The organism is Streptomyces sp. NPDC001663 (assembly GCF_042893105.1).
GTDB lineage: Bacteria > Actinomycetota > Actinomycetes > Streptomycetales > Streptomycetaceae > Streptomyces.
Window position 1 is genome coordinate 545,356 of the sequence record NZ_JBIAUR010000008.1, and the last position, 23,894, is coordinate 569,249.

A 23,894-nucleotide genomic window follows, 5' to 3' on the forward strand; every position below is an offset into this window, starting at 1 on the left:
TCGGTTCTCCTCGGAGCAAGGCGTTAAGTCTTCGGACGCGACGCGAACACGTCGGGGGTGCGGTGTGGTGACGGATGCCGTCAGCCCATGTCCACCAGGGCGCGGTAGAGCGGTTCGTACAGCTCACGGACCAGGGACTTGTCGATCGGGGCAAGGTGCCGCTCCGCCGTGTTCCCGTCCTCGAAGAAGGGGGCGAGCACCTCACGCATGCTCGCCAGTAGGCTGGTGTCTGGGGTGTCCGTGTCCTGGAATCCGGCTTCTCTGGGAGAGAAAGCCGCGTCGACGAAGACCACCCGGGCCGGCACGCCGCCGCGCACCAGACGACCGATGACCTGCCACATGACGACGAGCTGGTCCCAGGTGAACGCCGTCTTCTCCTCGTCCCGCAGGCTGGACCAGGCCAGCCGCCGGGTGAGGAAGCGGTTCCACTGACGGCGTGCGCGGCTGCGGAACGCCACAGCCGCCTGGTCGGGGGTGGCGGCGGCGAGCGCGTTCTGCCGGAAGGATCCGTCAGCATCCCGGAGTTGGCGTACGGCCCAGTCGTTGATGGACTGGATGGCGAGCGCGATGTCGTCGGGCCGAGGGTGTGGGCGTGCCAGGAAGTAGACCGTGCCGATGGCCGCCTTGCCATCGCGCAGGACGATGTTGTGTCCCCGCTCCACAGCGAGCAGCGGCGCGACGAGAATGTCGCCGCCGACCGAAGGGAAAGCCTTCACATCACCGCGGGGCAGCGTCCGTGCGGCGGCGTCCTCCGGCAGCCGGGTCCAGGCGGTGTCGGAGTCCGCGTCGTCGGACACCAGTCGGGTGACGCGGCCGTTCCACTCGGGGATCTGGTTGAGGTACTCGGCGGCCCGACGTGCCTCGTCGTAGCTGCCGACGAGCAACAGGATGCGGCGGCGGTCCGGATCGTCGATCTCCTTCAGCTCGGCGTCCAGCATGCTCTCGGCGTCGGGCAGACTCCGGTCGGGCACGGCGAGCTGGTGCAGCATGTGCAGAAGGGCCTGTGGCCGTTCTTCGGGGTCGCAGCCGGACAGGCGCAGCGGCTTGGGCCGGTCGTTCCCGGGCCAGTACAAGAACTCCTTGCGGAACTCGCTGCCCAGGACGGCTTCGACTTCCTCGTCGTGAGGACGCAGAACGGCACCGACGTCGGCGTGCACGTGGTACCTGCTCGACGTGCCCGCCCAGCTCGTTGCGGACATGAGCAGGACGTGCGGGCCCGGGCGGCCGTCCACGGCGCACAGGTCGCCGAGCCGCATGAGCAGTTCGCGGCCCACGCCGTTGCAGTGGAAGAAGCGGAGTTCACCGCTGCGGTCGCCATCGCGTTCACGGTCGTCGTGGCGGAACTGGAAGCCGAGGACGTTACCCATGGGCGATTCGGGGATGACCGCCTCGTAGTCCTTGGGGGGCCTGCGGGAGAGCACGTTCGAGGCGCTCTCGAGATTGAGGGCGGCCTCGACGCGCGGCCACAGCGTGGTCATGAAGTCGAGACGGCTGTGCAGAGCGGAAAGGAGCAGGGTGAACTCGAAGCGCCGGGCCTGGAGGTCGGCGTCCGCGAGCACCGTGCTGTCGTCTCCGACGATGTCGGTGAGGGTGTCGCGCAGCCTCTCACGCGTCCGTGCTCCCTGAGGCGCGTGCAGGAGTTCCAGGGCGAGGTGGACGAAGGTGTTCACCAAGGGTGTCACTCCATCGTCGTCTCCCGTGCTCTGTTGCTCGTGCAGCGGGTCATCGCGGAACCGGCCGAGCGCACTGTCCAGCGTCCGGGCCGCCGCAGACGGGCGTTCGCCCTCCTTCCGCCCCGGGAACCAGCTGTCCAGCAGCAGGTTGTGGAGGGTGAAGGCACTGAAGTAGTCGACGCTGATCCACCGCCTGAGCTTGTCGTCCTTGACGAGCAGGGCGAAGAGGCGGTCGGTGGCGGCGCTGACCGTGTTGACGGCGTTGGTCCAGTCGTCGACGTCACGGGCGGACAGCTGGAGCCGGCCGTCCCGGGCCATCTGCTGGAACTTGTGGACGGCGACCTCGTCGAACCAGGAGTTCGGGGCCTTGCCCACCAGAGTGCTGGCCGGCGCGAAGGCCGTGTCGAGCTGCATCTGCACCCGGTCGGCCTCGTCGACGATGATCAGGTCGCTGAGTCGGCACGCGAGTTCGAGGTACCGGAGCTGTTCCTGGTGCTGGTGCAGTGGGACGGAGCTGTGCACGAGACCGGCCGGGGTGGCGACCCACACCTGTGCGTCGACCAGATCACGAGCCCCGCGGTGGCGCGGACAGCGGTTCCACAACGGGCACAGTCTCCGCTGCGGCTTCGGGCCTTGTGCGTCACGCTGCGTGCTGTACTCCTCGTCGAGGAGGGGATCGCCGTCCGTGGCCTCCTGCTCGGGGACGGTGTACAGCGTGATGCACGGTGCTTCACGGACGCCGAGCGGGCGGCGGGCTTCCAGGCCGCGCAGCACGTCGACGGGGCAGGCGCTGCTGAGGTAGGCGAAGCCCGCGTGGTCGTGCCCGAGCATGGTGGCGGCGCCGGCCGTGGCAGTGCGGCGGTGCAGCCGGTTGATGTTGCGCTCCCTGGTGGAGTGCCCGAGGATCGGCGCCGCCCGCACACCGAGCCGGTCGAACTGCTCCACCACGGCGAGCGTCTCGGCCACATCGCCGACGACGATGGTGACCCGGCGGGGTGTCCGGGTCACGAGGTGGTAGGTCAGGATGTCCCGGAGGGTGGACTTGCCGGCTCCCACCATCCCCACGAGATGCAGCAGCCGGTCGATCCTCAGCCGTCCCTGTTCTGTGAAGCGGCCGAGTTCCGCGTCGCGCACGAGCAGTTTCACCCGCCGGAGCCGCCCGGCCCAGCCGTTGCGCGGCCCCTGTGCCGTCGCCTCGACGGCGTCCATCTCGTCGGCGGCCTTCTCGAGCTCTTCCCAGGTGACGTCGACGGGCTCTCCACGCCCGGCCGGTGGTGCGTCAAGCGCGTGGGCGCGCGGCAGGGTGTCCGTCAGCAGTTCCTCGTCGAACACCACGGAGTGGGTACGGTCCTGCACCCGGAAGGTGTGCTCTCCCTCCTCGGCGAACGGAATGGACCGCGTCGCGAACCGCGGAGCGGTGCTGAGCAGTTCTTCGAAGATCTCGAAACGGCGTGCGGCGCGCGACGGCTCGCGACGGCGTGGTACGGAGCCGGGTCCGTCGATGTCGTATCCGCGCAGGTGCTGGGGGACCTTCAGGTAGTCGATCAGCGCCTCCGACCAGGCGTGCCGTCGCCGCATGTCCCACAGATAGTGGCGGGCGCGCAGAACACGAAGCCGCTGTTCGTCGCTGCGAACGTCTCCGAACACCTCGCTGTACGGGTAACCGCCCAACAGCGGCCAGACATCGGCGGCCGTGCGGGTGGGCGTCACGTCCTGCAAGAGATACAGGCCCAGTTCGACGTCGAGAAGGTCGCCGGGGCGGAAGCTGCCGAGGTTCGCCGGCCACACCTCGGTGAGCTGCTGCGGCGAGCAGCGCCGGTGCCATCCCCTACGGTCACGCACGGCGTCCTCCTTCGGTACGCGGGTCCCCCGCCTTGTCACGCGGGGTGGAGATCTCATCGGCGACCAGCCGCAGGAAGGCCTGGTCGTCCAGCAGGGTGACCCGATCGGCCAGGTCCTCCGGCAGGTTTCGGCGGAACTGCCGCCCATACGCCTCGTTGTCGCGGAAGCGGTAGCGGGGCACGACGAGGAATGCACGGTCGTACGGCGGCTCGTTCCTGAACGGCGTGAGGGAGCGCGCCAGGAGAACGGGGTTCACCCGGTCCTTGACGTCCACCGCCCAGTGCCGTCGCTCAGACAGGGGGACGCGCAGGTCGTACGCGTCGTAGTTGGGCCACATCTCGGCGGTGATTCCGAACTTCTTCTCCAGGGCGGCTTGTAGATCGGTCTCCGCGAGCCCGGGGCTGGTGATGAACATCCGCAGGGGGCGGCTGAGCTGGAAGACCCCGCCTTTGTCGGCACGAAGCGGCGTGCCTTCGTCCGATGTGCCGTCGCGGCGGCACCGGTCCAGTTCGCAGCGGTGGCTGCCGTGCAGCAGCGGCACCATGAGGCAGCGGCAGCGAGCGCACTGCCGGTACGTGCCGCGCCTCAGATAGGAGGCGGGCACAGGCTCGTAGCAGCGCTTGATCACGTCGTGCAGCAGCATTCCGCAGTCGGGATCGCCGCCGAGCAGTGCCAGCTCGGCGCCGGTCAGCACGGGCCTGGAGGTGAGCAGGGCCCGGAACGCGGTGTAGGCCTGCGGGGCCTTGGCCGCACGGCACACGGCGAGTGCTTCCCGGATGCGTTCGTTCTCGAAGAGCTCGGCCGCCGGGTCGGCCGCGCTCACCTCCCACTCCAGACACAGCTGGTGCGGCAGCCGGGTCTCCGGATCGACGAGCAGGGCCGCTCCGGGAAAGTTGTCGGGCGGCAGCTCCAACGGCCACTCGATCAGCGGCCGTTCACCAGCCCAGCGGACCATCTGCGGCACGCTGCCCGGCGGTTCCTCGCCCCGGCGCAGGCAGTGCAGGACGAGGCGGTTGTACGCGTTCTGCACCTTCGCCGGGTAGACCGGGTTGGGTACGGTCCGCTGCCGGGACAGGCACGCCAGGGCGCTGGCGATCTGTCGGAGCAACCCCTCGTCCGTGCCGACGGCGTCCTCGGACCGTGCCTCCCTCATGTCGGTCGTGGTCACGACTCCCCCTCTCCCGCGACGGCGCCGTCGGGCGCGGCGCTCGGACACCACCGGGAGACCGGGCAGGACAGGCAATGCGGTCCGGGGCGGGCGTCCCATGTCTCGTCCTCCCGCCACGGGCCGGCGTACCGCCGCAGCACCGACAGCGCCTTCCGCTGTCGGCCGGGGTCCGTCGGGTCGATCACGTGGGGATCGGAACCGTCCGGCCGGAGGATCTCCACCTCGACGCGCGAGCCGTCCGGATCGCCGCCCAGCGCACCCTGAGCCAGGAGCGCGACCGCCAAGGCGAGTTGGGGGTAGGTGTCGAGAAGGTCCTCGTGGTGGCGGCGCCGCTTCCGTGTCGTCTTGAGCTCCCGCCACACCCACGAGCCGTCCTCCTGGTAGAGCAGGTCGGGTTTGGCGATGACGACGGCCTGCGCCGCGGTGTCGTGGACGACTCGGAGGGCTTCGGGCTCGACCCGCTGGATGAGTGCGGCGTCCTGGAAGGGACAGGCGTCGACGTGGTGGAGCAGCATGTCCCGACCGGTCGCGGCGTCCTCGTCGGAGACCCGCCAGCGTCCCTCTGTCCAGTTCTCGCCCTCCGGGGGCATGTCTCTGGCCGCACACGGCGGCCGTCCCGGGCGCCGGTGCAGCTTCTCGATCCAGCCGTGCACCGCCTGGCCGAGCCTGGCCGCGCTGCCGTACTCGTCGGACTTGGGCAGGTGCAGGGCGCGGAGGAACCCCTGTGCGGGGCAGGCCGCGTGATAGCGCAGATCGCTGACCGACACCTTCCTCAGCGGTGCCACCCGCGAGGGAAGGCCGAGGACGCCCGGCCTGCGCGGCACGGCCTCGCAGCCCGTGAACTGCTTGCAGTCGACGCAGGATGAGCCGGGTGCCGGCCTGCCGCCCGCCACGACACGGGCCACGTGCGCGTGCCCGTGCTCGGCGTAGTAGGCCTCGGCTTCCTCGGCCGTCCCGTCGAACTGCACGCGCGGCCGTCCGTCGGAGAGCCCGACTTCGACGACACGCACCCGCTCGGGCCGGGCGGTGGGTCCGTACGGCTGGAACGCGCGCGCCCACTTCCGCGGCCAGGCCGCCTGGCGCCCGTGAACGGCCACGTACACGGCGATGGCGATCTCGCCGGGCTCGGAGTCCTTGGCCTCGCCGTGCCGCAGCCGTCGGTACTCGCGCAGTCGTCCGTCGGCCGACTCGTACCTGCGCCACCAGGCATACATCTCCCAGAACTTGCCGTTCTCCCGCTGGGCCACCCAGTACGGACGGACCGGCTGCAGCCGCTGCTCACCGTCGCCGGTGCACGCTTCTATGTACGTACGGAGGGCGTGCTCGGCATACGTCAGGTGACCGGGGTGGAGCGCGGGGGTGCGGGAGCGCAGCCCCGCCAGGGCCTGGTCGGGTGTCTCACCGTGGAACTCGACCCGGTCGACGGCGTCCATCACCGGCCCGAGGGTGAACGTCTCGAGCTCCGGCTTCGGAAGACGGAGACGCCGGGCCGGCCAGAGACCGGGCCGGGCCTTGGCAGCGGCGTGCGAGGGGCAGGTGTGCTCCTCGCTCCCGCCCGTACCGGGCCCCACGCGAACGAGGTCGTCATTCCCGGTCAGCCAGTGCGGCTTGTGCCATGCCGTCGTGTCGTGACTCATTGCCTCCCCCTTGTCTCGGAACAGACGGCACCCTTCGGACCGGCCGGGTGCGCCGCCGCATTCGACCGTAGCAGGTAATCTTGGAACTCATTGGAAGTTCTTGGCATAGGTTGGTTGCTGCGCTAAGCTGCCCCACATGGCGGCATCACTGGAGGAACTCGAGCAGCGCCTGTCCCACCTGCGCACCGAGCTGCGCGGTGCCGTGCGCGCACAGGACAAGGCCGAAACCGCGCGCATCCGTCGCGCGCTGCGCGAAGCCGAGGCCGCCTGGGAGCACGCCCTCGAGACCGAGGCGGAACCGGACGGCGAGGCACTCCCGGCCGAGCCCCCGGCCCCGCAGGCGTCGCCAACCACAGCCGCCTCACGCCGTGCGGAGCGCCCGACGCACGGCTCCATCCCGATCCGCGAACAGGTCCACCAGGCACTCACCCTGCTGGGCGCCCCTGCCTCCCCGAAGCTCATCTCGTCCACGTACGAGGCGTTCTTCACCGAGTCACTGGTCGCCACCAAACTCGCGTCCCTCCGCCGCGACGAGGAGCGATCCTTCACGGCACAGGGCTATGCCCGCCCGTACTACATCTGCGCGGCACTGACCCACGACCGCCTGGTCCCCGCACGCGGACTCCTGGCCCTGTCCACCTGGCCCGTGGAACGGCGGATCATCGGCCCGCTCAGCCCGCGCGCCGACTTCCTCACCCACGCGGTGGGAACCGCCGAGCAGATCCGGCGACTCACCACCGCGGGGCATCCGGCCCCCGACGCAGCTTGGCGGCTGCTGCGCCGTTTCGCCCTCACGATCCCGGGCGCCTACGACGCCGCGGCCCCGGAACCCGACCCCGCCCGCGTGATCGCCGCCGCCCATGCCGAAGCGGCCGTCCACCAGCAGGAGGACGACCAGCAACGGCAAGCGGCCGCGCAGCGCGCCCGTACCCAACTCGCCGACGTACAGCAGCTGTTCGGTGCGGCACCGATGCGTGACGCCCTGCGCGACGCGAGTGGGACCCTGTCCTGACGACCCCTTCCCGACGGCGATGACGTCAGACGCCTCGCACGCCGGTGAGGTCCTGAAGACGTTCCCGAAGACGTTCCCGAAGTAGAGACGATGCCCTCGCAGCAGTCCGAACCTCCCGACAACCGACTGGCGCGGCTGCGTGGACCGCAGCCCCCTCAGCCGTACACCGCCCGCAAGATCACCGCCCTGACCGCCAATCCCGCCTGCGCCCGCCGCGCCGTCCTCGACGCCGCCGGGGTGGACAAGGCGCTGCTCGCCCAGCAGGTCGGATACGAGCCGCGCTTCGGCCAGTCACCCTTCTCCCTCGCCCGCGAACAGGCGTTCCACGGCCTCGTGAAGTGGGGCAGCTACGCCGAGCTCATCCGGCTGCTGCGCGAGCAGCTCTCGGTTCCCGTGGCGGAGGCCCATGTCACCGACCTCAACGAGGTAGGGGGCAACACGGCCCTGCACCTGCGCGAGCGGGAGACTCGCCGCCTCATCGCGCACGTGGCCTCCGGCCAGGACGTACGCCTCATCCTCGACCGTCCCGTGCTCACCCTCGAAGTCGCCGGTCAGACGGCGTACTTGGAGCCGGACGCGCTCACCCACCGCATCGGGGGGAAGTTCCACGTCGTCCTGATCCGCTCGTTCGCGGCGATCGACGGCCAGGCCAATCCGATCGCCGTCGCCGAGGCGGCCAAGCAGGCCGCGGTGTACGTCCTCGCCTTGCACCGCGCCTTCGAGAGCGCCGGTCTGTCCACCGAGCAGATCTCCCACGAGTTCCTGCTCGTCTGCCCCAAGGACTTCTCCAACCGCCCCTACGGTCGCCTGATCGACCTCCGGCAGGAACTCGACGCCCTCCAGTTCCAGCTCTCGCGGCTGCGGCGCGCCGAGGACCTCGCGGCCCGGCTCCCCGAGACGGCGACCCTGGACACGACCCGAAGCGCGGACGAACTCTCCTCCTCCATAGAGGCGTTGGACGCGTCGTACACGCCTTCCTGCCTGTCTTTCTGCGAAATGGCGCGCTACTGCCGCGACGAGGCCGACGGATGCGCCTCGCCGGCCCGGCTGGGCAGCGGCGTGCGCAACGACCTGCCGGGCATCGACTCCACCCGCACCGCGCTCGACTACCTGGACGGCGTCGCCGCCCCCGGAGAGGCCGAGGCGGAAGCCGCCGACCTGCTGCGCGCCGCCGCCCGGCTGCGCCGACTCCGCCGGGGGGCCGCATGAGCGTTCTGTCCACCGTCGCGACGCTCACGGCCTCCCGCACCGGCCGTGCCGAACCGCTGACGACCGTCCGCCACCAGTACCTGGACGAGAAGCCGTTGGTCCTGGTGCCGCTCACCCTCGCCGGCGAGGCGTGCGCGCCCCTGGCCGCGCTCGCGGGTACGGACCCCGAGCACCCGACCCTGCTGACCGTCCACCAGCCGCGCAACCGCGCCGAACGCTTCCGGTTCGCCGAGCGCCTTGCCGCCCTCCTCCTCGCGTACATCGACGGGTGCCGGACGGAGACGGAGCCCTACACCGTCGGCCGCGGCAAGGAGAAGGAGGAACGTCTGCGCTTCCAGCGGGCTCCGCAGCTCCTCGTGCCGAACGGCGAGGGCATCGCGTACGTGCGCCTGCTCGGCCGACTGACCAGACTGCGGGCCACCGACGGGCCATACGCCGTCGACCCGTCTGTGCCCATCCTCGGCAAGTGGCTGACCTGGTTCGCGGACCTGGCCGAGTTCCCGGACTCCGGTGTGATGCTCGCGATGACCCGGCTGCTCGCCGCCAACTGGGCCACGGGCCAGAGTTCTTCCGAGGACTCCCACCTCGCGTCCCTGCTCGCCTGGATCGATCCACCGGAGGGCAGCGACGGCGCGCGGGCGGCGCGTGAGGCGGAGGACCCCGCCGTGTGGCCACCGGCCGGTCCGTCCACCGACCCGGTCTTCGACCGGACCCTGCACGAGTTGATGACGCGCTACGACGAGGCGTCCGACGACCGCGGACGCGAGGCGGTCGGCCGCCAGATCGACCGTGAGCTGAGTGGCCAGATGCTGCCCACCTGGCGGCTGATGTGGCGCGGCGTGGAGCTGCTCCGCAAGCTGCCGGAGGGCGCCCACGTCCCCGGCCGCTGGGCCCTCGACCGGCGCTGGTTCTCCGAGTACGCCGAGTACCTGGACGCCGACGGCCGCCCGCAGGCCCGCCGCGACCAGGCCGTCCGAGCCGCCCGCCGCCTGGCCCGGCTGGAGGACGCGGTCACCCGCTACGAGGCGCAGCGCGCGTACGACGACCCGCTGGTGATGGCGGAGTACGAGCTGACCGGCGAGGCGTTCACGGGCACGGTCACGGCCAGGGACGAGGACCGCCTCGTCCCCGGCGAGCGTCCCGGATCCCAGGTGTGGCGTCCGACGATCACCCTGCGCACCGACACCGACGCCCGCGTCGATCTCGCGATCGGCACGGAGGTGAAGTCCCCGGCCCGGCCCGGCCAGGAGGCCCGCATCCTCGACGTCAGGCGGGAGGACGACGGCGGCCACACCGTGGTGCTCCAGCTCAAGGGCGGTTTCGCGAGGAAGCGCACACCGCCGGCACCGCCCGGCACCCTCGCGGAGACCGGCGAGGAGCTGACGTACACCACGCTCAACCCCACGGCCATGCCGTCCGCCCTGCCCGACGAGGAGAACACCCCCTGGACCCACGGCGGTCCGCCGCAGCCGTACGAGCCCACCGACGAGGACGCAGAGGAGACCTGGGAGTGACTGCCCTCCTTCCCGACACCGGGGAACCCGAAGCCCTCACCCCCGGCGAACGCGCGGACCGGGCAGTCGCGGGGATCCTGACCAGCCTCGACACCGCGCCCGGCCGTGGCGTCGTCGTGGACTCCCCTCCCGGAGCCGGAAAGTCCACGCTGGTGGTGAAGGCCACCGGGCACCTGACGTCCGCGGGACACCAGCTCATGATCGTCGCGCAGACCAACGAGCAGGTCGACGACCTGGTGGACCGCATCGCGCGGGAGCACCCCGGCCTGGCGCTCGGCCGCCTCCACGCCAGTGGCCACGTCCTCCCGCCCCGCGTCACCCGGCACCCCAACGTGACCGGGAGCAACCAGGTGACGGACCTGCGCGACCTGCCCGTCGTGGTGTCCACCGCGAAGAAGTGGTCGTTCGTCACGCCGGACAAGTGCGCGCCGTGGCGGTGGGCCATCGTCGACGAGGCGTACCAGATGCGCTCGGATGGCCTCCTGGCGACGGCCCCGCTGTTCGCCCAGGACGACTCACAGGTCCTCTTCGTCGGCGACCCCGGCCAGCTCGACCCCTTCGCCACCGTGGAGACCGACCGCTGGCACGGCCTGACCTGGGACCCCCTGCGCAACGCGGTCGACGTCACCCTCGCCCACAACCCCGACTTCCTCCGCCACCAGCTCCCCGTCTCCTGGCGCCTCCCGGAGACGGCGGCACCCCTGGTCGAGCGAGCCTTCTACCCCTTCTACCGGTTCGTCCCCGGTACGACGGCGCCGGAGCGCGTGCTCTCGTACGCCAGCCTGCCGCACGGCTCCGGCCCACTGGACGACGTCCTCGCCCGGGCCGCCGACTCCGGCTGGGGCCACCTGGAACTCCCCGCCCGCCACACCCTGGACCAGGACCCGGAGGTGGCGGACGCCCTCGCGGCGACGGCGGCCCGGCTGCTGGAGCGCGGCGCACTGGTCAACGGCGCCCCCCTGACCGCGTCGCGCATCGCGATCGGCACGGCACGCACCGTGCAGGCGGACGCGGTCCGCTCCCGCCTCGCCCCGCGCGGCCTGACCGGCATCACCGTGGACACCGCCAACCGCCTCCAGGGCCGCGAGTTCGACGTCACCCTGGTCTGGCACCCACTGTCCGGCCGCCAGGACGCCTCCGCCTTCCACCTGGAGACGGGCCGCCTGTGCGTCCTGCTGTCCCGGCACCGCTTCGCCTGCATCGTCGTGGCCCGCGCCGGCATCCGCGACCTGCTGGACCGGCATCCGCGGAGCAGTCCTGTCTATCTGGATGTGCCGCCTAAATTTCCGGATGGGTGGCGGGCGCATCAGGTGGTAATGGGGCGTCTGGAGCGGGGGGAGCACAGGGTGCGGGCGACGTGATCACGGGGCGGATAGGGTCATTTTCGTTGAGGGGCTGGACCCAAGTGTCTCGAGTGTTCACGATCCGGGTTCAAGCCCCGTCCAGTTCAGTCACGCGGGGGCGTGACTACCTGGCCCACCGGTTGGGAAACGCTGCAGACAATGAGGCCGGGCGCCGCACTGCCCGTCGGACAGGACGGATCAGGCGGACATCCGGCTGCTGCAGGACGATGTGCGACCAACGGCAGAATTCGACATGGTTTGTCGGTGGCCTGCAATAGCATGATGCACAGATCAAGGAACGACGCCGCGTGCACGGCGTCTGGGGGGTAGGAGAGACATGGCAGCGTCGAACCTGACGGCTCTGCGGAAGGTGTGCGTTCCGCGAGAGGACGTGCTCGAAGGCGGGTTGTCGGACAACCACTTCGCAGCACAACTGGACAAAGTAGTCCGCGACGCGAAGCACTATCCGGTGTACGGCGACGCGGAGGCTTTCTTCTCGCAGACCTACCCCACGAGCGGCCTGAAGAAGCTGCTCACCAAGACCTTCGGCCGCCTGACTGGATCGAAGGGTGTCGCGGGGGAGAACGGCGTGCTGCGCCCGACGACCTCGTTCGGTGGCGGCAAGACCCACGGGCTAACCGCCGTCTACCACCTCGCCAGGGGTGCCCGGCCGTCCAACATCACCGAGTTCCTCGACCCAAGCCTGCTTCCCGACGGTCCGGTCCAGGTCGCGGCCCTAGTCGGTGACGTCCTCGATCCCACTGCAGGCCTCGAGACCAATGGCCATCGCACGTACACAATGTGGGGTGAGATGGCCGCCCAGCTTGGTGATGACGCGTTCGCGGCGATGGAGGCAAACGACACCCAACGCACCGCTCCGGGCACCGCCACGATCAAGGCCGCCTTTGGCGGCAAGCCGACGGTGGTCATCGTCGACGAAATCGCCAAGCACCTGCGTGTGGTGTCCTCCTCCGGCAGCGAAGACGTACGCCGCATGGTCGGTGCGATCCCTGTATTCCTCGGCAACCTCTTCGAGGTCGCCTCCGACCCGACCAACAGGGTTTCGGTCATCATCACTCTGGCCGCTACAACCAACGCGTTCGGGGCGGAGACCACCGAGATCAGCGAGCTGACCGGTGAGGAACGAGAGAAGGCCGACGCCGCCAACACCGCATCGGTCAAGGCCGCCCAGGAGACCGGCGACGTGCTGACCCGCGCAGTACAGCCGAGCGCGGTGATCAAGCCTGCGGATGACAACGAGATCGGAGAGATCCTCAAGAAACGCCTCTTCGCCTCCGTCGACGAGGACGCCGCCAAGGCCGCAGGGGAGGCCTATCGGGACTTCTACGAGCAGCTCGCCAAGACGGAGCAACTCGCCGGCGGCGCCGAGCAGTCGGCTACTTATGGCGACCTGGTCACCAAAACCTACCCGTTCCACCCGGAGCTGGTCCGCGTCCTCGACAAGCGCCTGGGCAACATCACCGAGTTCCAGCGCGCCCGAGGCGCTCTGAAGCTTCTCGCCGAGGTCGTAGCCAACATTTACGCGACCAAGGACGACACAACGATCATCAACGTCGGCGACGTCGACTACTCCAACGAGCCGGTTCTCAACCACCTCACCGACGGTCTCGGACGCGCCGAGTACGCAAGCGTAGCGAAGGGCGACTTCGCCTCCAAGGCTTCCCACGCGGCTGTCGTCGACGCCGACGTCTTCCCCGGCAAACCTGCCTACGCGACCCGCGTGGCCCGCACCGTGTTCACCCACTCCCTCGAGATGGTCTCGACCGCAGGGGCGGGCCGCAACGACTGGCTGGTCGGCACTTTGCGCCCCGGCGAGGACGCCACCATCTTCGAGAAGGCACTGACTGAGTCGGAGAAGGTCTTCTGGCATCTGTCGTACGACGGTGCTCGCTGGCGTTTCAACATCGAGCCCAACGTCAACGCCATCATCGAGACCGAGAAACGCAATGTGGCCAACACTGCGGTCGCTGCGGAAGTTGACAGCTTGATACACAAGGCGTTCACCAACGACGGCGGTGTCACCGCGATCCACTTCCCGTCAGGCCCTGCCGAGATCCCAGACAAGAACGCGCTACGCGTGGTCGTGCTTGACCACGATGTCGTCACCGTCGACCCGCGCCACGCCGACCAGCCGCCGGCACAGATTGTGGAGATGCTCGACAAGGTCGGCTCGGCTGGCACGCCGCGCAAGTACCGTAACTCCTTGGTTTTCGCCTTGGCCGACGCCGAGCAGATCCACGTACTCAAGGACCGCGCACGTGCCCTGATCGCCTCCAACAACCTCGCCGCGGATACCCACCGGCTCGGCCAGTTCAGCGATGAGGTCCGCAAGAAGGTCGAGGCCTACGACAAAGAGGCCCGGCTCCAGGCACGCATCGCGGTCACCCGGTGCTTCAAGCACATCTACTACCCAGCCGATGAGAAGGCCACCGGTTACCTGCGCCACCGCGAGCTCCCCGCCCAGGCCCAGGGCGACCCGAAGAATGCCACCTCCGCAGTCATCACCCTGATGACCGACGAGGACAAGATCCGCACCAGCCCGTTCACGGCCTCCTTCCTACGCAACCGTACGTGGGCCAACAAGGAGGCCACCAGCACGGCCGCGATCGCCGACTACTTCTGGGCCGACCATAAGGTCTCCATCGTCCGCAACCCCTCCCTGTTGCGTGACGCGATCGTCAACGGCGTCAACCACGACAACTGGGTCTACTACGACTCCGCCAGCGGAAAGGCTTATACGGCCAATAACCAGGCTGGCATGTCGATCACCTTCAGCGCCGACACCGAGGTCATGACCATGACCGAGGCGCAGCTGCGCGGCCTGCTGGTCCGCAAACCCACCCAGACCGACCTTCGCTCGGTACTCACTGGAGACCAACTCACCGGCGCCGACCTCCGCTCTCGCCTCGAAGCCGTCTGCGGCGGCGAGCCCTCCAAAACCGACGTTCTCGACCTGCTGGCCACCGCCGTCCAGTCCAGCGAGTACGGCTGGTTTGTCGTCACCGACACCGAGCCCGCTGCCGGCGTCCGGGCACTCTCACCCTCAGCGATCAAGGACAAGGGCCTCGACACCCTCCACATCCTGCCCCGCGAGACCGCCGATGATATCGGCGTCGAAGTCCCCACCCGCACGGCCACTTCCAAGACCTTCACTGCGAACGGTCCCGGCGGCGCAGCCATGCAGACACTGCTCGACGCCGTCTCTGACTACACCATCCGCACCATCTCGACTCTCACCATGAAGGCAAGCGCGGATGCCGCGTCCGGCACAAGCGACATCGACCTCGCCGTCGCCTCGCTCGGCATGCTGCAGAAGCAGGCCCTCACGGTCCGCTGCACCATCCGCGCCGAGTACAAGGGGCTCACCGGAGGCGGCATCCAGTTCCAGGGCACCGCCGAGCGCGCCGACTTCCAGATGGCCTACGGCCACGCTAAGAAGGCGCTCACCGCTGCCACGAAGGTGGTCGGCGACGTCACGCTCACCTTCCGGTTCGCCCCGGCACTCGATGTAGACGACCCTCAGTTCACGCAGATCCACGATGTGATCAAGAAGCTCGGCATCAAGAGCACAATGATGACGGCGGAGGTGACCAAGTGACCATGCCCCAGCGCGCGACGGCCGTCCCGAGCCGACGGCTCGCTGCTGTCGCCGGCGTCCGCGGTTTCCGTCTCATCGTGAAGGCCGGCCGTGGTGAGACCTACGGCCTCACCGTCGAGGAGACTTTCGGAGAGGCGGCCTCCGTCTTCGCCACGCCCGTCGTCAACCTCACCCCGCAGCAGACGGGCCGCGTCGTCGACGCTCTCTTCACTGCCGTGAAGCGATCGGGCCACCAGCCAAGCGTGCTGACCTTCACCCGCAAGGCGCCAATCCGGCTCACCGAACCCGACGGCGTACGCCTGGCCCTGACTCTGATGGCCACCCAGCCCATAGCCAAGCATGAGCGCGTCCGCGCACTCGTCGCCGGCATCAACGCCATGAGTACCGAGGAGACCTACTACTGGTACTCCAAGTGCATCGGCGTTGACGCCAACCGCGCTCGCAAGGCCATCCGCACTCTCCTCTCCGACTACTGAAAGCAAGCAATCGTGACAACGCGGCCCAAGGTACTGGCTGAAGACTGGCTGCCGGTGGCAGCTCTGAGCATCGAGTCACGACGTGAAGCTGCCCCGATCCCAGGGCAATTCCCGAAGCTCAAGACCCTGCATCAATGGTGGGCTCGTCGCCCTATCGTTGCCTCGGCAGCCACAGTTCTGGCGGGGATCCTGCCAGCCTGGAGCGACGAACTTGCGGAGCGGCATCCTACGATCAGCGGGCTGCAAACCGAACGGGCATATCGCGACTGGTTCAACCGCCTCATCGGGATTTGGGGAGACCCCGTGCTGGCGAAACGAACGAGTGAAGCCGCCAAGGCCGCAGGCGTTAAACTCAAGGACAACCCTTACACCTACCGCCCAGCGTTCAAGAACAGCGTCGGCGAGCAGGAAATCCGAGAGTTGCACGACGTCCTCGTCGGCACCTGGGGCCGCCTTCCTGCCGTTGCAGATGTGACCGCCGGGGGAGGCTCCATCCCATGGACCGCGCTGCGCTTGGGTCTGCCGACCTACGCGAACGACCTGAACAGCGTGGCTGTGTCGATCCTGAACGCAAGCCTCACGATCCCAGCCAAACACGGCACGGCGCTAACTCCGCTCCTGCGCAAATGGGGTCAGCGGATCGTGGACGACGCCACGGACAGGCTGAGTGAGTACTTCCCGAAGGCTGGCCGGGAGAGGGTTACAAACTACCTCTACGCCCATGCAGTGACTTGCCCCCGCACTGGCCGGGTCGTGCCGCTGATGCCGGATTGGTGGCTTCGAAAGGCTCCCAGGCCAGCCGCCGTGCGGATGCTGACTGAACTCGACGGAGTCGATTTGCAGACTCCGAAATTTGAAGTCGTGCACGGGACGGACATCGACTTCGATGCTGACAAGGGTCTCTTTGCGGGCGGCCGCGCGATCAGCCCGTACGACAATCTTGTCGTCGATGGCGACTACATCAAGGCCGAGGCAAAGGCCGGCCGCATGACCCAGGTTCTCTATGCAGTTGTCGTCAGGACCTCCGCTGGGCGAACCTTCCGATCCCCGAGCGATGCCGACCTTGAGGCACTCCAGAAGGCTGAGCAACTGGTAGCAGAGAACATCGCAATCTGGGAAGCCACAGGCATCATTCCATCGACCTCGATCCCCGAGGTGTCGAACTACGACCGCGGTCATCGGATGTACGGCATCAACAAATGGGCCGACTTCTTTTCGCCTCGCCAGCTCCTCACCCACGCCGCCTTTGTTCAAGCCTTTCGCAAGGTTGCAGCAGAAGCGAGGGCTGAGCTCGACGAGAGTCTCGCGAAAGACATCCTGACGGAGCTTGCGCTGATGCAGGGAAAGGCGCTGAACTACAACGCGCGGCAGGCTTCCTGGCACGTGAATCGTCAGTCGACCCGCGCTGTCTTCGAGAAACACAACTTCGCGTTTAAGTGGACCTTCGTCGAGTTTCCGGGCCCGGGAGAGCTGCTGCCGTGGTGCTTGGACCAGTTGGTCGATGCTTACGACGAGATCGCACGTCTCCTCGAAGAGACTGGCAGCAGCGCGCCCGGTGTACGCCTGGATCGCGAGGTGCAGGTCACGGCCGGGACCGCAGCCGACATCCCATCCGTGCCTGATGGATCCATTCAGCACATCTGCATGGATCCGCCGTACTACGCCAATGTCATGTACTCCGAGCTCTCCAACTTCTTCTATGCCTGGGAGCGTGAAACCCTCGGCGTCGTGGCACCGGAGCTCTTCGAAGAAGAGAACACCGACCTCGACAACGAGGCTGTCACCAACGACGCGCGGTTCGCAACGCTCGGTCGCCGTAAGAAGGAGATCGCTGACCTCGACTACGAGGCAAAGATGGCCGCGATCTTCACGGAGTGCCGCAGGATGCTGTCCGACGACGGCGTACTCACGGTGATGTTCACCAACAAGAACGCTCGAGCATGGGATGCGTTGGGCTCGGCGTTGATCGCAGCGGGATTCACGGTCGAGACGTCATGGCCTGTCGCTACTGAGCCAGAGTCCAGCAGCCACCAAGCCAACAAGAACGCCGCAGAGTCCACCATCATGCTGGTCTGCCGGAAGCGGGACCGGAGCGATGATGGCGGGAAGCGGTACCTCGAAGACGTAGCGCCTGAGGTTCGCGCAGAAGCACGAAGTGCATCGCTCCGCTTCACCGAAGACGGTATCGAAGGTGTCGACCTCATGCTTGCCACCTACGGCCCTGCACTGTCTGTCATCTCGCGGAACTGGCCCGTCTACTCGTCAGTGCCCGACGAGAACGGAGCCGACCGGCTCCTGAGGCCGGAGGAGGCTCTGAACATCGCTCGTGAGGAGATCGTCGACCTCCGACGTCGCCGCCTCGTGGGTGAAGCAGTCCGAGTCGATAGCCTTACCGACTTCGTACTCATGGCTTGGGACATTTTCAAGGCGCGGGAAGCCGATTTCGATGCTGCGAGGCTCCTCGCTTTGGCTGTTGGCGGTCTCGACATCGACCACCTGACGAAAGCCAAGGTACTCAAGAAGAAGTCCGGAACCGTGGAGTTGCTGGCTCCTGAAGAGCGGATCCGAAGAGGCAACGAAGGCGATGCTCCTGGAGTCCGCCCAGAGGCATCCCGGTTCGAGCACCTCATCGATGCCGTCGACACGATGCTCTACATCGCTAAGGTTGACGGCATGCAAGCTGCAAAGCGTTTCGTCGATCGGCATGGCTACACAAGTGACCGTGCGTTCCTTGCCGCCATCCAGGGCCTGATTAATGCGATCCCTCGAAAGAAATCAAAGGGCGCGTGGCTCTACCCGGAGGCGGGGCTTCTCGACACGCTGTGCACGCTCTACTTCGATAGTGTTCAGATTCCAGCCGAAGACATCCCTGTAACGCAGACTGACGAACCAGTCGCTCTCTTCGAGATGGAGTGACGTTGGCCGAGCACGACGATGCTTTGTTCCCCGGTGCCGCCACCAAGCCAGCGGCACCGGCGCAGGATGGTCTCTTCGACCATGATCCTGCCACGGCCGAAGACTCGTTCCGCAGCGTGACGCTGAAGGCGATGTACTCTCCTGACGATAAACCGTTTGAGACGTTTTACGAGCCCCTGCTTTCCAGGGCCGTCGCTTACGACCGTGCGGTCGGCTACTGGTCCGGGGCAGAACTGCAGTTTGCCGCGCAGGGCACGGCTTACTTCATCGCTGGTGGCGGAGTGATGAGATGCATCGTCGGCGCCCAGCTCGGCAAGAAGGACGTCGACGCGGTGCTCTCCGGCACTCCGCTCGACGATGTGGTCGCCGAACGTTTACTGGCTGACCCTGGCCTGGAGGGCACGAAGATTGTGCAGAGCGAGCACCTCAGCGTGCTGGCCTGGATGGTCGCCAACGACCGGCTCCATATCCGGGTCGGCATCCCGGTCGACAAGCACGGCCACCTACTCACCCACCAGGAGTCGGGCCGCTACTTCCATACCAAGTACGGCATCTTCACGGACCGCTACGGCCAGAAGGTCGCATTCAGCGGCTCCAACAACGCCTCGGTCACCGCTTGGGTGAAGAACCACGAGACCTTCGACGCGTACCGTTCCTGGCGTACCGAGTCCTGGGAAGACTACGGCGATCCCAAAGAGCGAGCCTTCGAGCGGCACTGGCGTGCCAAGCCCGATGAGGGGTGGGCGGTCATCGATCTTCCCACTGCCGTCCGCAAACACCTGATAGAGCATGCTCCGGATGCTGCGCCGTTCCCTTTCGACACGCTCGCGCCACAGCCGGAGATCGAGGAGCCCGATCAGGAGGCACCGCCTGTCGACGTGGATGTCGATATCCAGAAGGCCTGGGACGAACTGGTCGCTCTCCGGGATGCACCGAAGGCATCTGCATGGACTGGCGTGGGCACAGCCTGGGCTCAACCGCTGCCGCACCAGGCCGAGCTGATCTACCGGGTGGTGTCGACGTACCCGCGCGGCTATCTCTTTGCCGACGAGGTCGGCCTCGGCAAGACCGTCGAAGCAGGCATGGTGCTACGTGAGCTCTTCACCTCCGGCCGGGCGGAGAAGGCGCTACTGCTCGTGCCTGCCTCGGTGATGAAGCAGTGGCAGGAAGAACTCCACGAAAAGATGAACCTCGACGTCGCCCGCTACGACAAGGGTGGCTTCTTCGACCGGTTCGACCAGCCCATCGCGTCCGCTCCGGGGGCGAACCCGTGGTCGGCCTTCCCGATCGTGCTCGCCTCCTCCCATCTCGCCCGGCGCCGCACTCGCCGTACTGAGATCCTCGATGCCGGACCGTGGGATGTCGTCCTCGTCGATGAGGCCCATCACGCCCGCCGCCGCGGCTCCAAGGCGACCGACACTCCCAACTCCCTGCTCGGGCTGCTCCAGGAGATGAAGAAGCGCGACCTGTGGCGTGCGCTCTACCTCGCTTCAGCAACCCCAATGCAGATGCATCCCCACGAGGCCTGGGACCTCGTCGAGCTCCTCGGGCTGCCGGGCAAGTGGGGTGAGCAGGCGTTCTTCTTCGCGCAATACTTCACCTACCTCGGCGATCCGCCTGAGAGGCGCGGTTGGAAACTCATTTGCGACATGCTGGAAGACTACTTCTCCGACCCGCTCGCCGAACGCGACACCGAGCTGGAGCGGCAAATCGACGACGCACTCGGATGGGCCGACGCATGGACGGTGACCGGGATGGCAGGCAATCCCCCCTCACCGGACCTCAGGGCACAGTTCCCGAACGCCACCTCCGAGTGGATGGAGAAGTGGGCCCGCCGCCACACCCCGATACGCGATCGGGTCTTCCGCAACACCCGCAAGACCATGCGGGCCTACCAGGCGGCTGGCATCATCCCGGCTTCGATCGTCATCCCGTACCGGCACGTCACTGACGAGTTCATTCCTCTGGCGCCGAACGAGCGGAAGCTGTATGACCGCATCGAGGAATACATCCGCCGCCACTACAACGCATACAAGTCCGACAAGGCCACCAAGGCCCTCGGCTTCATCATGACCGTCTACCGCCGCCGGCTGACCTCCTCTTTCGAGGCGATCAAGCAGTCTCTGCAACGCCGCCTCGACGTACTCGAGCAAGGCAAGAGCCTCGCCGATCTCCTCACTGCCGACGACGGCGTCGACCTGGAGAACTCCCTCTTCGACCCCGAGGCCTTCGATGTCCGCGCCGACCGCCTCAAAGAAGAGATCGGCGAGCTTCGCTCTTTCCTCAACGACCTTGGCGATATCACCGGCGAGGACACCAAAGCCAAAAAGCTCGTCGACGACCTGGCCGACGCGTTCAAAAGGTACAACTCCGCAGTGGTCTTCACTCAGTACACCGACACCATGGACTACGTCCGCGAACGCCTCCTGGCCGCTGGCTATTACAGGCTCGGCTGTTACTCCGGCCGCGGCGGCGAGGTCTACGATCCCGTAGCAGAGGAGTGGAGCCCGGTCACCAAGGCCGAGATCAAGACCCGATTCCGCAACGGCGATATCGAGGTCCTGATCGGCACCGACTCCATGAGCGAGGGCCTGAACCTGCAGACGTCGGGCCGCCTCATCAACTACGACATGCCCTGGAACCTGATGCGCGTCGAGCAGCGCATCGGCCGTATCGATCGCATCGGCGCCACCTACGAGCACCTCCAAATCAGCAACTATTTCTACAAAGACACCGTGGAGGAGCAGGTCTACAAGGGCATCAAGGAGGACTACGACGACTTCACCAACATTCTCGGGGGCGCCGCCCCCGTCCTCGGCACCGTCGAGAAGGTCATCGAAGACCTGGCTCTCGCCGCGAACCTCAGTGGCGAAGCCATCGTTCGCGAGATCGCCGACATCCGAACTCAGATCGACGACATAAGCAACCAGCCCGTCAGCACCGACGACCTGGGCACTCCCGACGACGACATCACCATCAAGACCCCACCGGATCTGACGGGCGACATCACTCCGTCAGGCCTTGCCATCAAGCTCACGAACAACGTCCTCTCAGGCCGATGGCTGACCCCAGATGACGGACGCCCTGGTATCTACAACCTGTTGTGCCTTCCGCGTAACGACGCCCGCGTGTCCTTCGGACGCTCCGATGGCGTGACGTCCGTCGAGTGCTTCTTGGGTCAGTCGCCCGCGGCCTCAGTCCCCGTCACATTCGATCGCGATATCTGGGACGCCAGCAGCGACAGTGACCTAGTCTTCCTGACCTACGGGGCACCCGAGTTGGGCTCCCTCCTACCCGCCGAACCCGATGAGTGACCGGTAGAGAGGCCTCAACCGCCGGGGCTGGGCCTGACTGAAGCCACAAGAAACCTGAAGCGCGAACACGGCGCCAAGGGCGAACGCAGAAAGCCGAGTTGCATACATCGCCATACCCCGCCGATAGAGCGGACAGCAGCGTTGTGACCCCGACTCTCCCGCGCGGCATGTTTTTGGCTTCCACACGAGTCGGGTCGGGCTTACGTTGTGACGGGGTCCACGTGGAACGACTCGGCCGTCGGCTCGCCGTTGACGTCAACATTCATGCGATGGGCCTGCCAGGTCCTCTGAGTACCACCACAGGCCGCTCAATCCTCGGTCATGAACCCCACGAACCGCGACCACTCCTCACGGCCGACGGCGAAGTGAGGGCGCGTCACGTCCTTGGAGTCCCGTACACACACGGCCCGTTCGGTGATGGCGACCTCGACGCAGTCGTCGCCCGAGCTGCCGCTGTAGCTGGACTTGAACCAGACCAGTTCCGACGTGCTCATAGCTCTCCTCGAAGTCGCTCCAGCAGACCCCGGGAGTCTTTGGGGTTCAGGGCCTGCGAGCGCAGTGTGTCATAGCGCTGGCAGAGGAGGCTCACCTCTTTCGGGTCAGAGATCAACCGGCCGTTCTCCTGCCCTTCGGAGTACGCCAGCCGGCGCCCCTTCGGTGTCTCCAAGAGGCGTACGGGACCATCCATGCAAGCATGGAACTCCGCATCCAACGGCATGACTTGCAGCGTCACGTTGCGAGGCGCAGTACGTTCCAGCACGTAGTCCAACTGGCGACGCCACACGTCACGACCGCCCAGCCTGCGCCGGAATACGGCCTCCTCCACAATGAAGTGGAAGGGAACAGTGGGCCGCTCCGACAGCATCCTCTGCCGATCCAGCCTCGCCGCCACCTGAGCCTCCAACTGCTCGTCGGTCAGTAGCGGAATGCGGTTCTCGAACAGAGCCCGCGCATACCCCTCCGACTGCAACAACCCCGGCACCAGCCGGCACTCGTACGTACACAGGCTCACCGCCACCCGCTCCAGCCGAGCCCACTGCCGGAACCACGCCGCGAGCCCCACATCCCCGCGCCCCCGTGTCACGTACTTCGACGACTTCCGCAGCGCACCCGTGTTCCCCAGCGCCTCCTCGGAGCGCTCCACCAACGCCAGGTCGGGCATCCGGCGCCCCAACTCCACTGACTCCACCGTGTGCTTGGAGAAGCGCACCATGTCCGCGAACTCGGTTCTGCTGTACCCCGCATGCTCGCGCAGTGCCTGCATGACCGCCCCGAACGTCCGCAGGCTGTCCGAGGGATCGGGCTCCCGGTCCGCATCGCCGCCCGGCATGTCTTCGTCGTCCACCACACCGCCGCCGGCCATCCGCGGCCACCTCCGGTTCCGTACACGCACTGTTCGCCGTCCCACAGCCGACGACACTCAGCGTGACGTATGAACCGTCGTACTGTCCACGGCATGTGCTTGTACGCTGACGCAGCGTACGGACCGCAACTCTGGAACGCGCCCCCGCGCACCCGTCACCGTGGCCCCATGAACGCAACCACACCCCAACCCACTGTCACCGTACACACGTTCACCCAGCCCCTGTCGTCCACCCGCCGTGGAGCCCGGCTTGCCCGCCTTCTCGCCGCCGAGCAACTCCGCGCGTGGCCGGTGTCACCCGGCGTTACCGAGCACGCCGAGCAGATCGTGGCCGAACTCGCATCCAACGCCGCCCTGCATGGTCGTGTCAACAACCGCGACTTTCGGCTCACCCTCACCCTCGACACCGCGGCCGGCCTGCTCCGTATCGCCGTCACCGACGCCCGGGGCGAGCGCCTCCCGTCACCGCCTGCGGACTGCGGACCGTCCCCGGACACCGAGTCCGGCCGTGGCCTCCTCCTGGTGACTGCCCTCGCAGACCGCTGGGGCGTCGAGCCGTACCCGCCCGGCGGCAAGACGGTCTGGGCCGAATGCGCCTGCGAGACCCCCGGCCCGGACACGTACAGCGAGCGGATCTGACCACGACGGCTGAGCGCGGTTCACCCAGTGCGCAGCAGGCAGCTGAGCACAATCCTCTGCCCCGGTCGATGAGGTCAGACGCCATCCGCTTTCCGAACGTGATCGTTTAGTTCGGGTGGGTGGGCATGAACTCCCGTTCGTGGCGGGAGAGATGGGCGTGGTTCATCCG

General features: G+C 67.3%; 14 protein-coding genes. 9 read left to right on the plus strand and 5 right to left on the minus strand.

Going from position 1 to position 23,894, the window contains the following annotated elements; genetic code table 11:
- Positions 1-80: 80 nt before the first annotated feature.
- From ACFY1L_RS27665 to ACFY1L_RS27675, 3 genes are read right to left on the minus strand one after another with little or no spacing between them, the layout of a single operon-like run.
- Positions 81-3,515, minus strand: coding sequence for a signal recognition particle (locus tag ACFY1L_RS27665; protein ID WP_388829799.1), 3,435 nt, complete (start codon positions 3,513-3,515; stop codon positions 81-83).
- Positions 3,508-4,683 (minus strand): hypothetical protein, encoded by a 1,176-nt coding sequence (locus ACFY1L_RS27670; RefSeq protein ID WP_318295290.1) that lies wholly within the window; start codon positions 4,681-4,683, stop codon positions 3,508-3,510. Before ACFY1L_RS27670 ends, ACFY1L_RS27665 begins: the two co-directional genes overlap by 8 nt.
- On the minus strand, positions 4,680-6,320 hold the full coding sequence (locus tag ACFY1L_RS27675; RefSeq protein WP_388829802.1) for a PD-(D/E)XK nuclease family protein: 1,641 nt from the start codon (positions 6,318-6,320) through the stop codon (positions 4,680-4,682). Before ACFY1L_RS27675 ends, ACFY1L_RS27670 begins: the two co-directional genes overlap by 4 nt.
- Positions 6,321-6,456: 136 nt before the next feature.
- Here ACFY1L_RS27675 and ACFY1L_RS27680 point away from each other — a divergent pair, with 136 nt between their 5' ends.
- From ACFY1L_RS27680 to ACFY1L_RS27715, 8 genes are all read left to right on the plus strand, one after another.
- A complete protein-coding gene (locus ACFY1L_RS27680) occupies positions 6,457-7,332 on the plus strand; it encodes a hypothetical protein (protein WP_388829805.1) in 876 nt (291 codons plus the stop codon).
- A 90-nt stretch (positions 7,333-7,422) separates the two neighbouring features.
- On the plus strand, positions 7,423-8,541 hold the full coding sequence (locus tag ACFY1L_RS27685; protein WP_388829808.1) for a hypothetical protein: 1,119 nt from the start codon (positions 7,423-7,425) through the stop codon (positions 8,539-8,541).
- Positions 8,538-10,055: a hypothetical protein gene (locus ACFY1L_RS27690; protein WP_388829810.1), complete on the plus strand. Its 1,518-nt coding sequence runs from the start codon at positions 8,538-8,540 to the stop codon at positions 10,053-10,055. Before ACFY1L_RS27685 ends, ACFY1L_RS27690 begins: the two co-directional genes overlap by 4 nt.
- Complete coding sequence (locus ACFY1L_RS27695) at positions 10,052-11,416, plus strand: AAA family ATPase (protein ID WP_388829812.1); 1,365 nt, start codon at positions 10,052-10,054, stop codon at positions 11,414-11,416. Before ACFY1L_RS27690 ends, ACFY1L_RS27695 begins: the two co-directional genes overlap by 4 nt.
- Positions 11,417-11,735: 319 nt before the next feature.
- Positions 11,736-15,017: an ATP-binding protein gene (locus tag ACFY1L_RS27700; RefSeq protein ID WP_388829815.1), complete on the plus strand. Its 3,282-nt coding sequence runs from the start codon at positions 11,736-11,738 to the stop codon at positions 15,015-15,017.
- On the plus strand, positions 15,014-15,493 hold the full coding sequence (locus ACFY1L_RS27705) for a hypothetical protein (RefSeq protein ID WP_388829817.1): 480 nt from the start codon (positions 15,014-15,016) through the stop codon (positions 15,491-15,493). The genes ACFY1L_RS27700 and ACFY1L_RS27705 overlap by 4 nt, the downstream gene beginning before the upstream one ends.
- A gap of 12 nt (positions 15,494-15,505) precedes the next feature.
- Complete coding sequence (locus ACFY1L_RS27710) at positions 15,506-18,409, plus strand: DUF1156 domain-containing protein (RefSeq protein ID WP_388829820.1); 2,904 nt, start codon at positions 15,506-15,508, stop codon at positions 18,407-18,409.
- 2 nt (positions 18,410-18,411) lie between these two features.
- Positions 18,412-21,723 (plus strand): SNF2-related protein, encoded by a 3,312-nt coding sequence (locus ACFY1L_RS27715; protein ID WP_388829823.1) that lies wholly within the window; start codon positions 18,412-18,414, stop codon positions 21,721-21,723.
- Between the two features lie 308 nt (positions 21,724-22,031).
- Here ACFY1L_RS27715 and ACFY1L_RS27720 read toward each other — a convergent pair whose 3' ends face one another.
- Both ACFY1L_RS27720 and ACFY1L_RS27725 read right to left on the minus strand, forming a co-directional pair.
- A complete protein-coding gene (locus tag ACFY1L_RS27720; protein ID WP_388829826.1) occupies positions 22,032-22,217 on the minus strand; it encodes a DUF397 domain-containing protein in 186 nt (61 codons plus the stop codon).
- Complete coding sequence (locus ACFY1L_RS27725) at positions 22,214-23,086, minus strand: Scr1 family TA system antitoxin-like transcriptional regulator (RefSeq protein WP_388829829.1); 873 nt, start codon at positions 23,084-23,086, stop codon at positions 22,214-22,216. The genes ACFY1L_RS27720 and ACFY1L_RS27725 overlap by 4 nt, the downstream gene beginning before the upstream one ends.
- Before the next feature lie 168 nt (positions 23,087-23,254).
- Here ACFY1L_RS27725 and ACFY1L_RS27730 point away from each other — a divergent pair, with 168 nt between their 5' ends.
- Complete coding sequence (locus tag ACFY1L_RS27730; protein WP_388829832.1) at positions 23,255-23,725, plus strand: ATP-binding protein; 471 nt, start codon at positions 23,255-23,257, stop codon at positions 23,723-23,725.
- Positions 23,726-23,894: the final 169 nt, after the last annotated feature.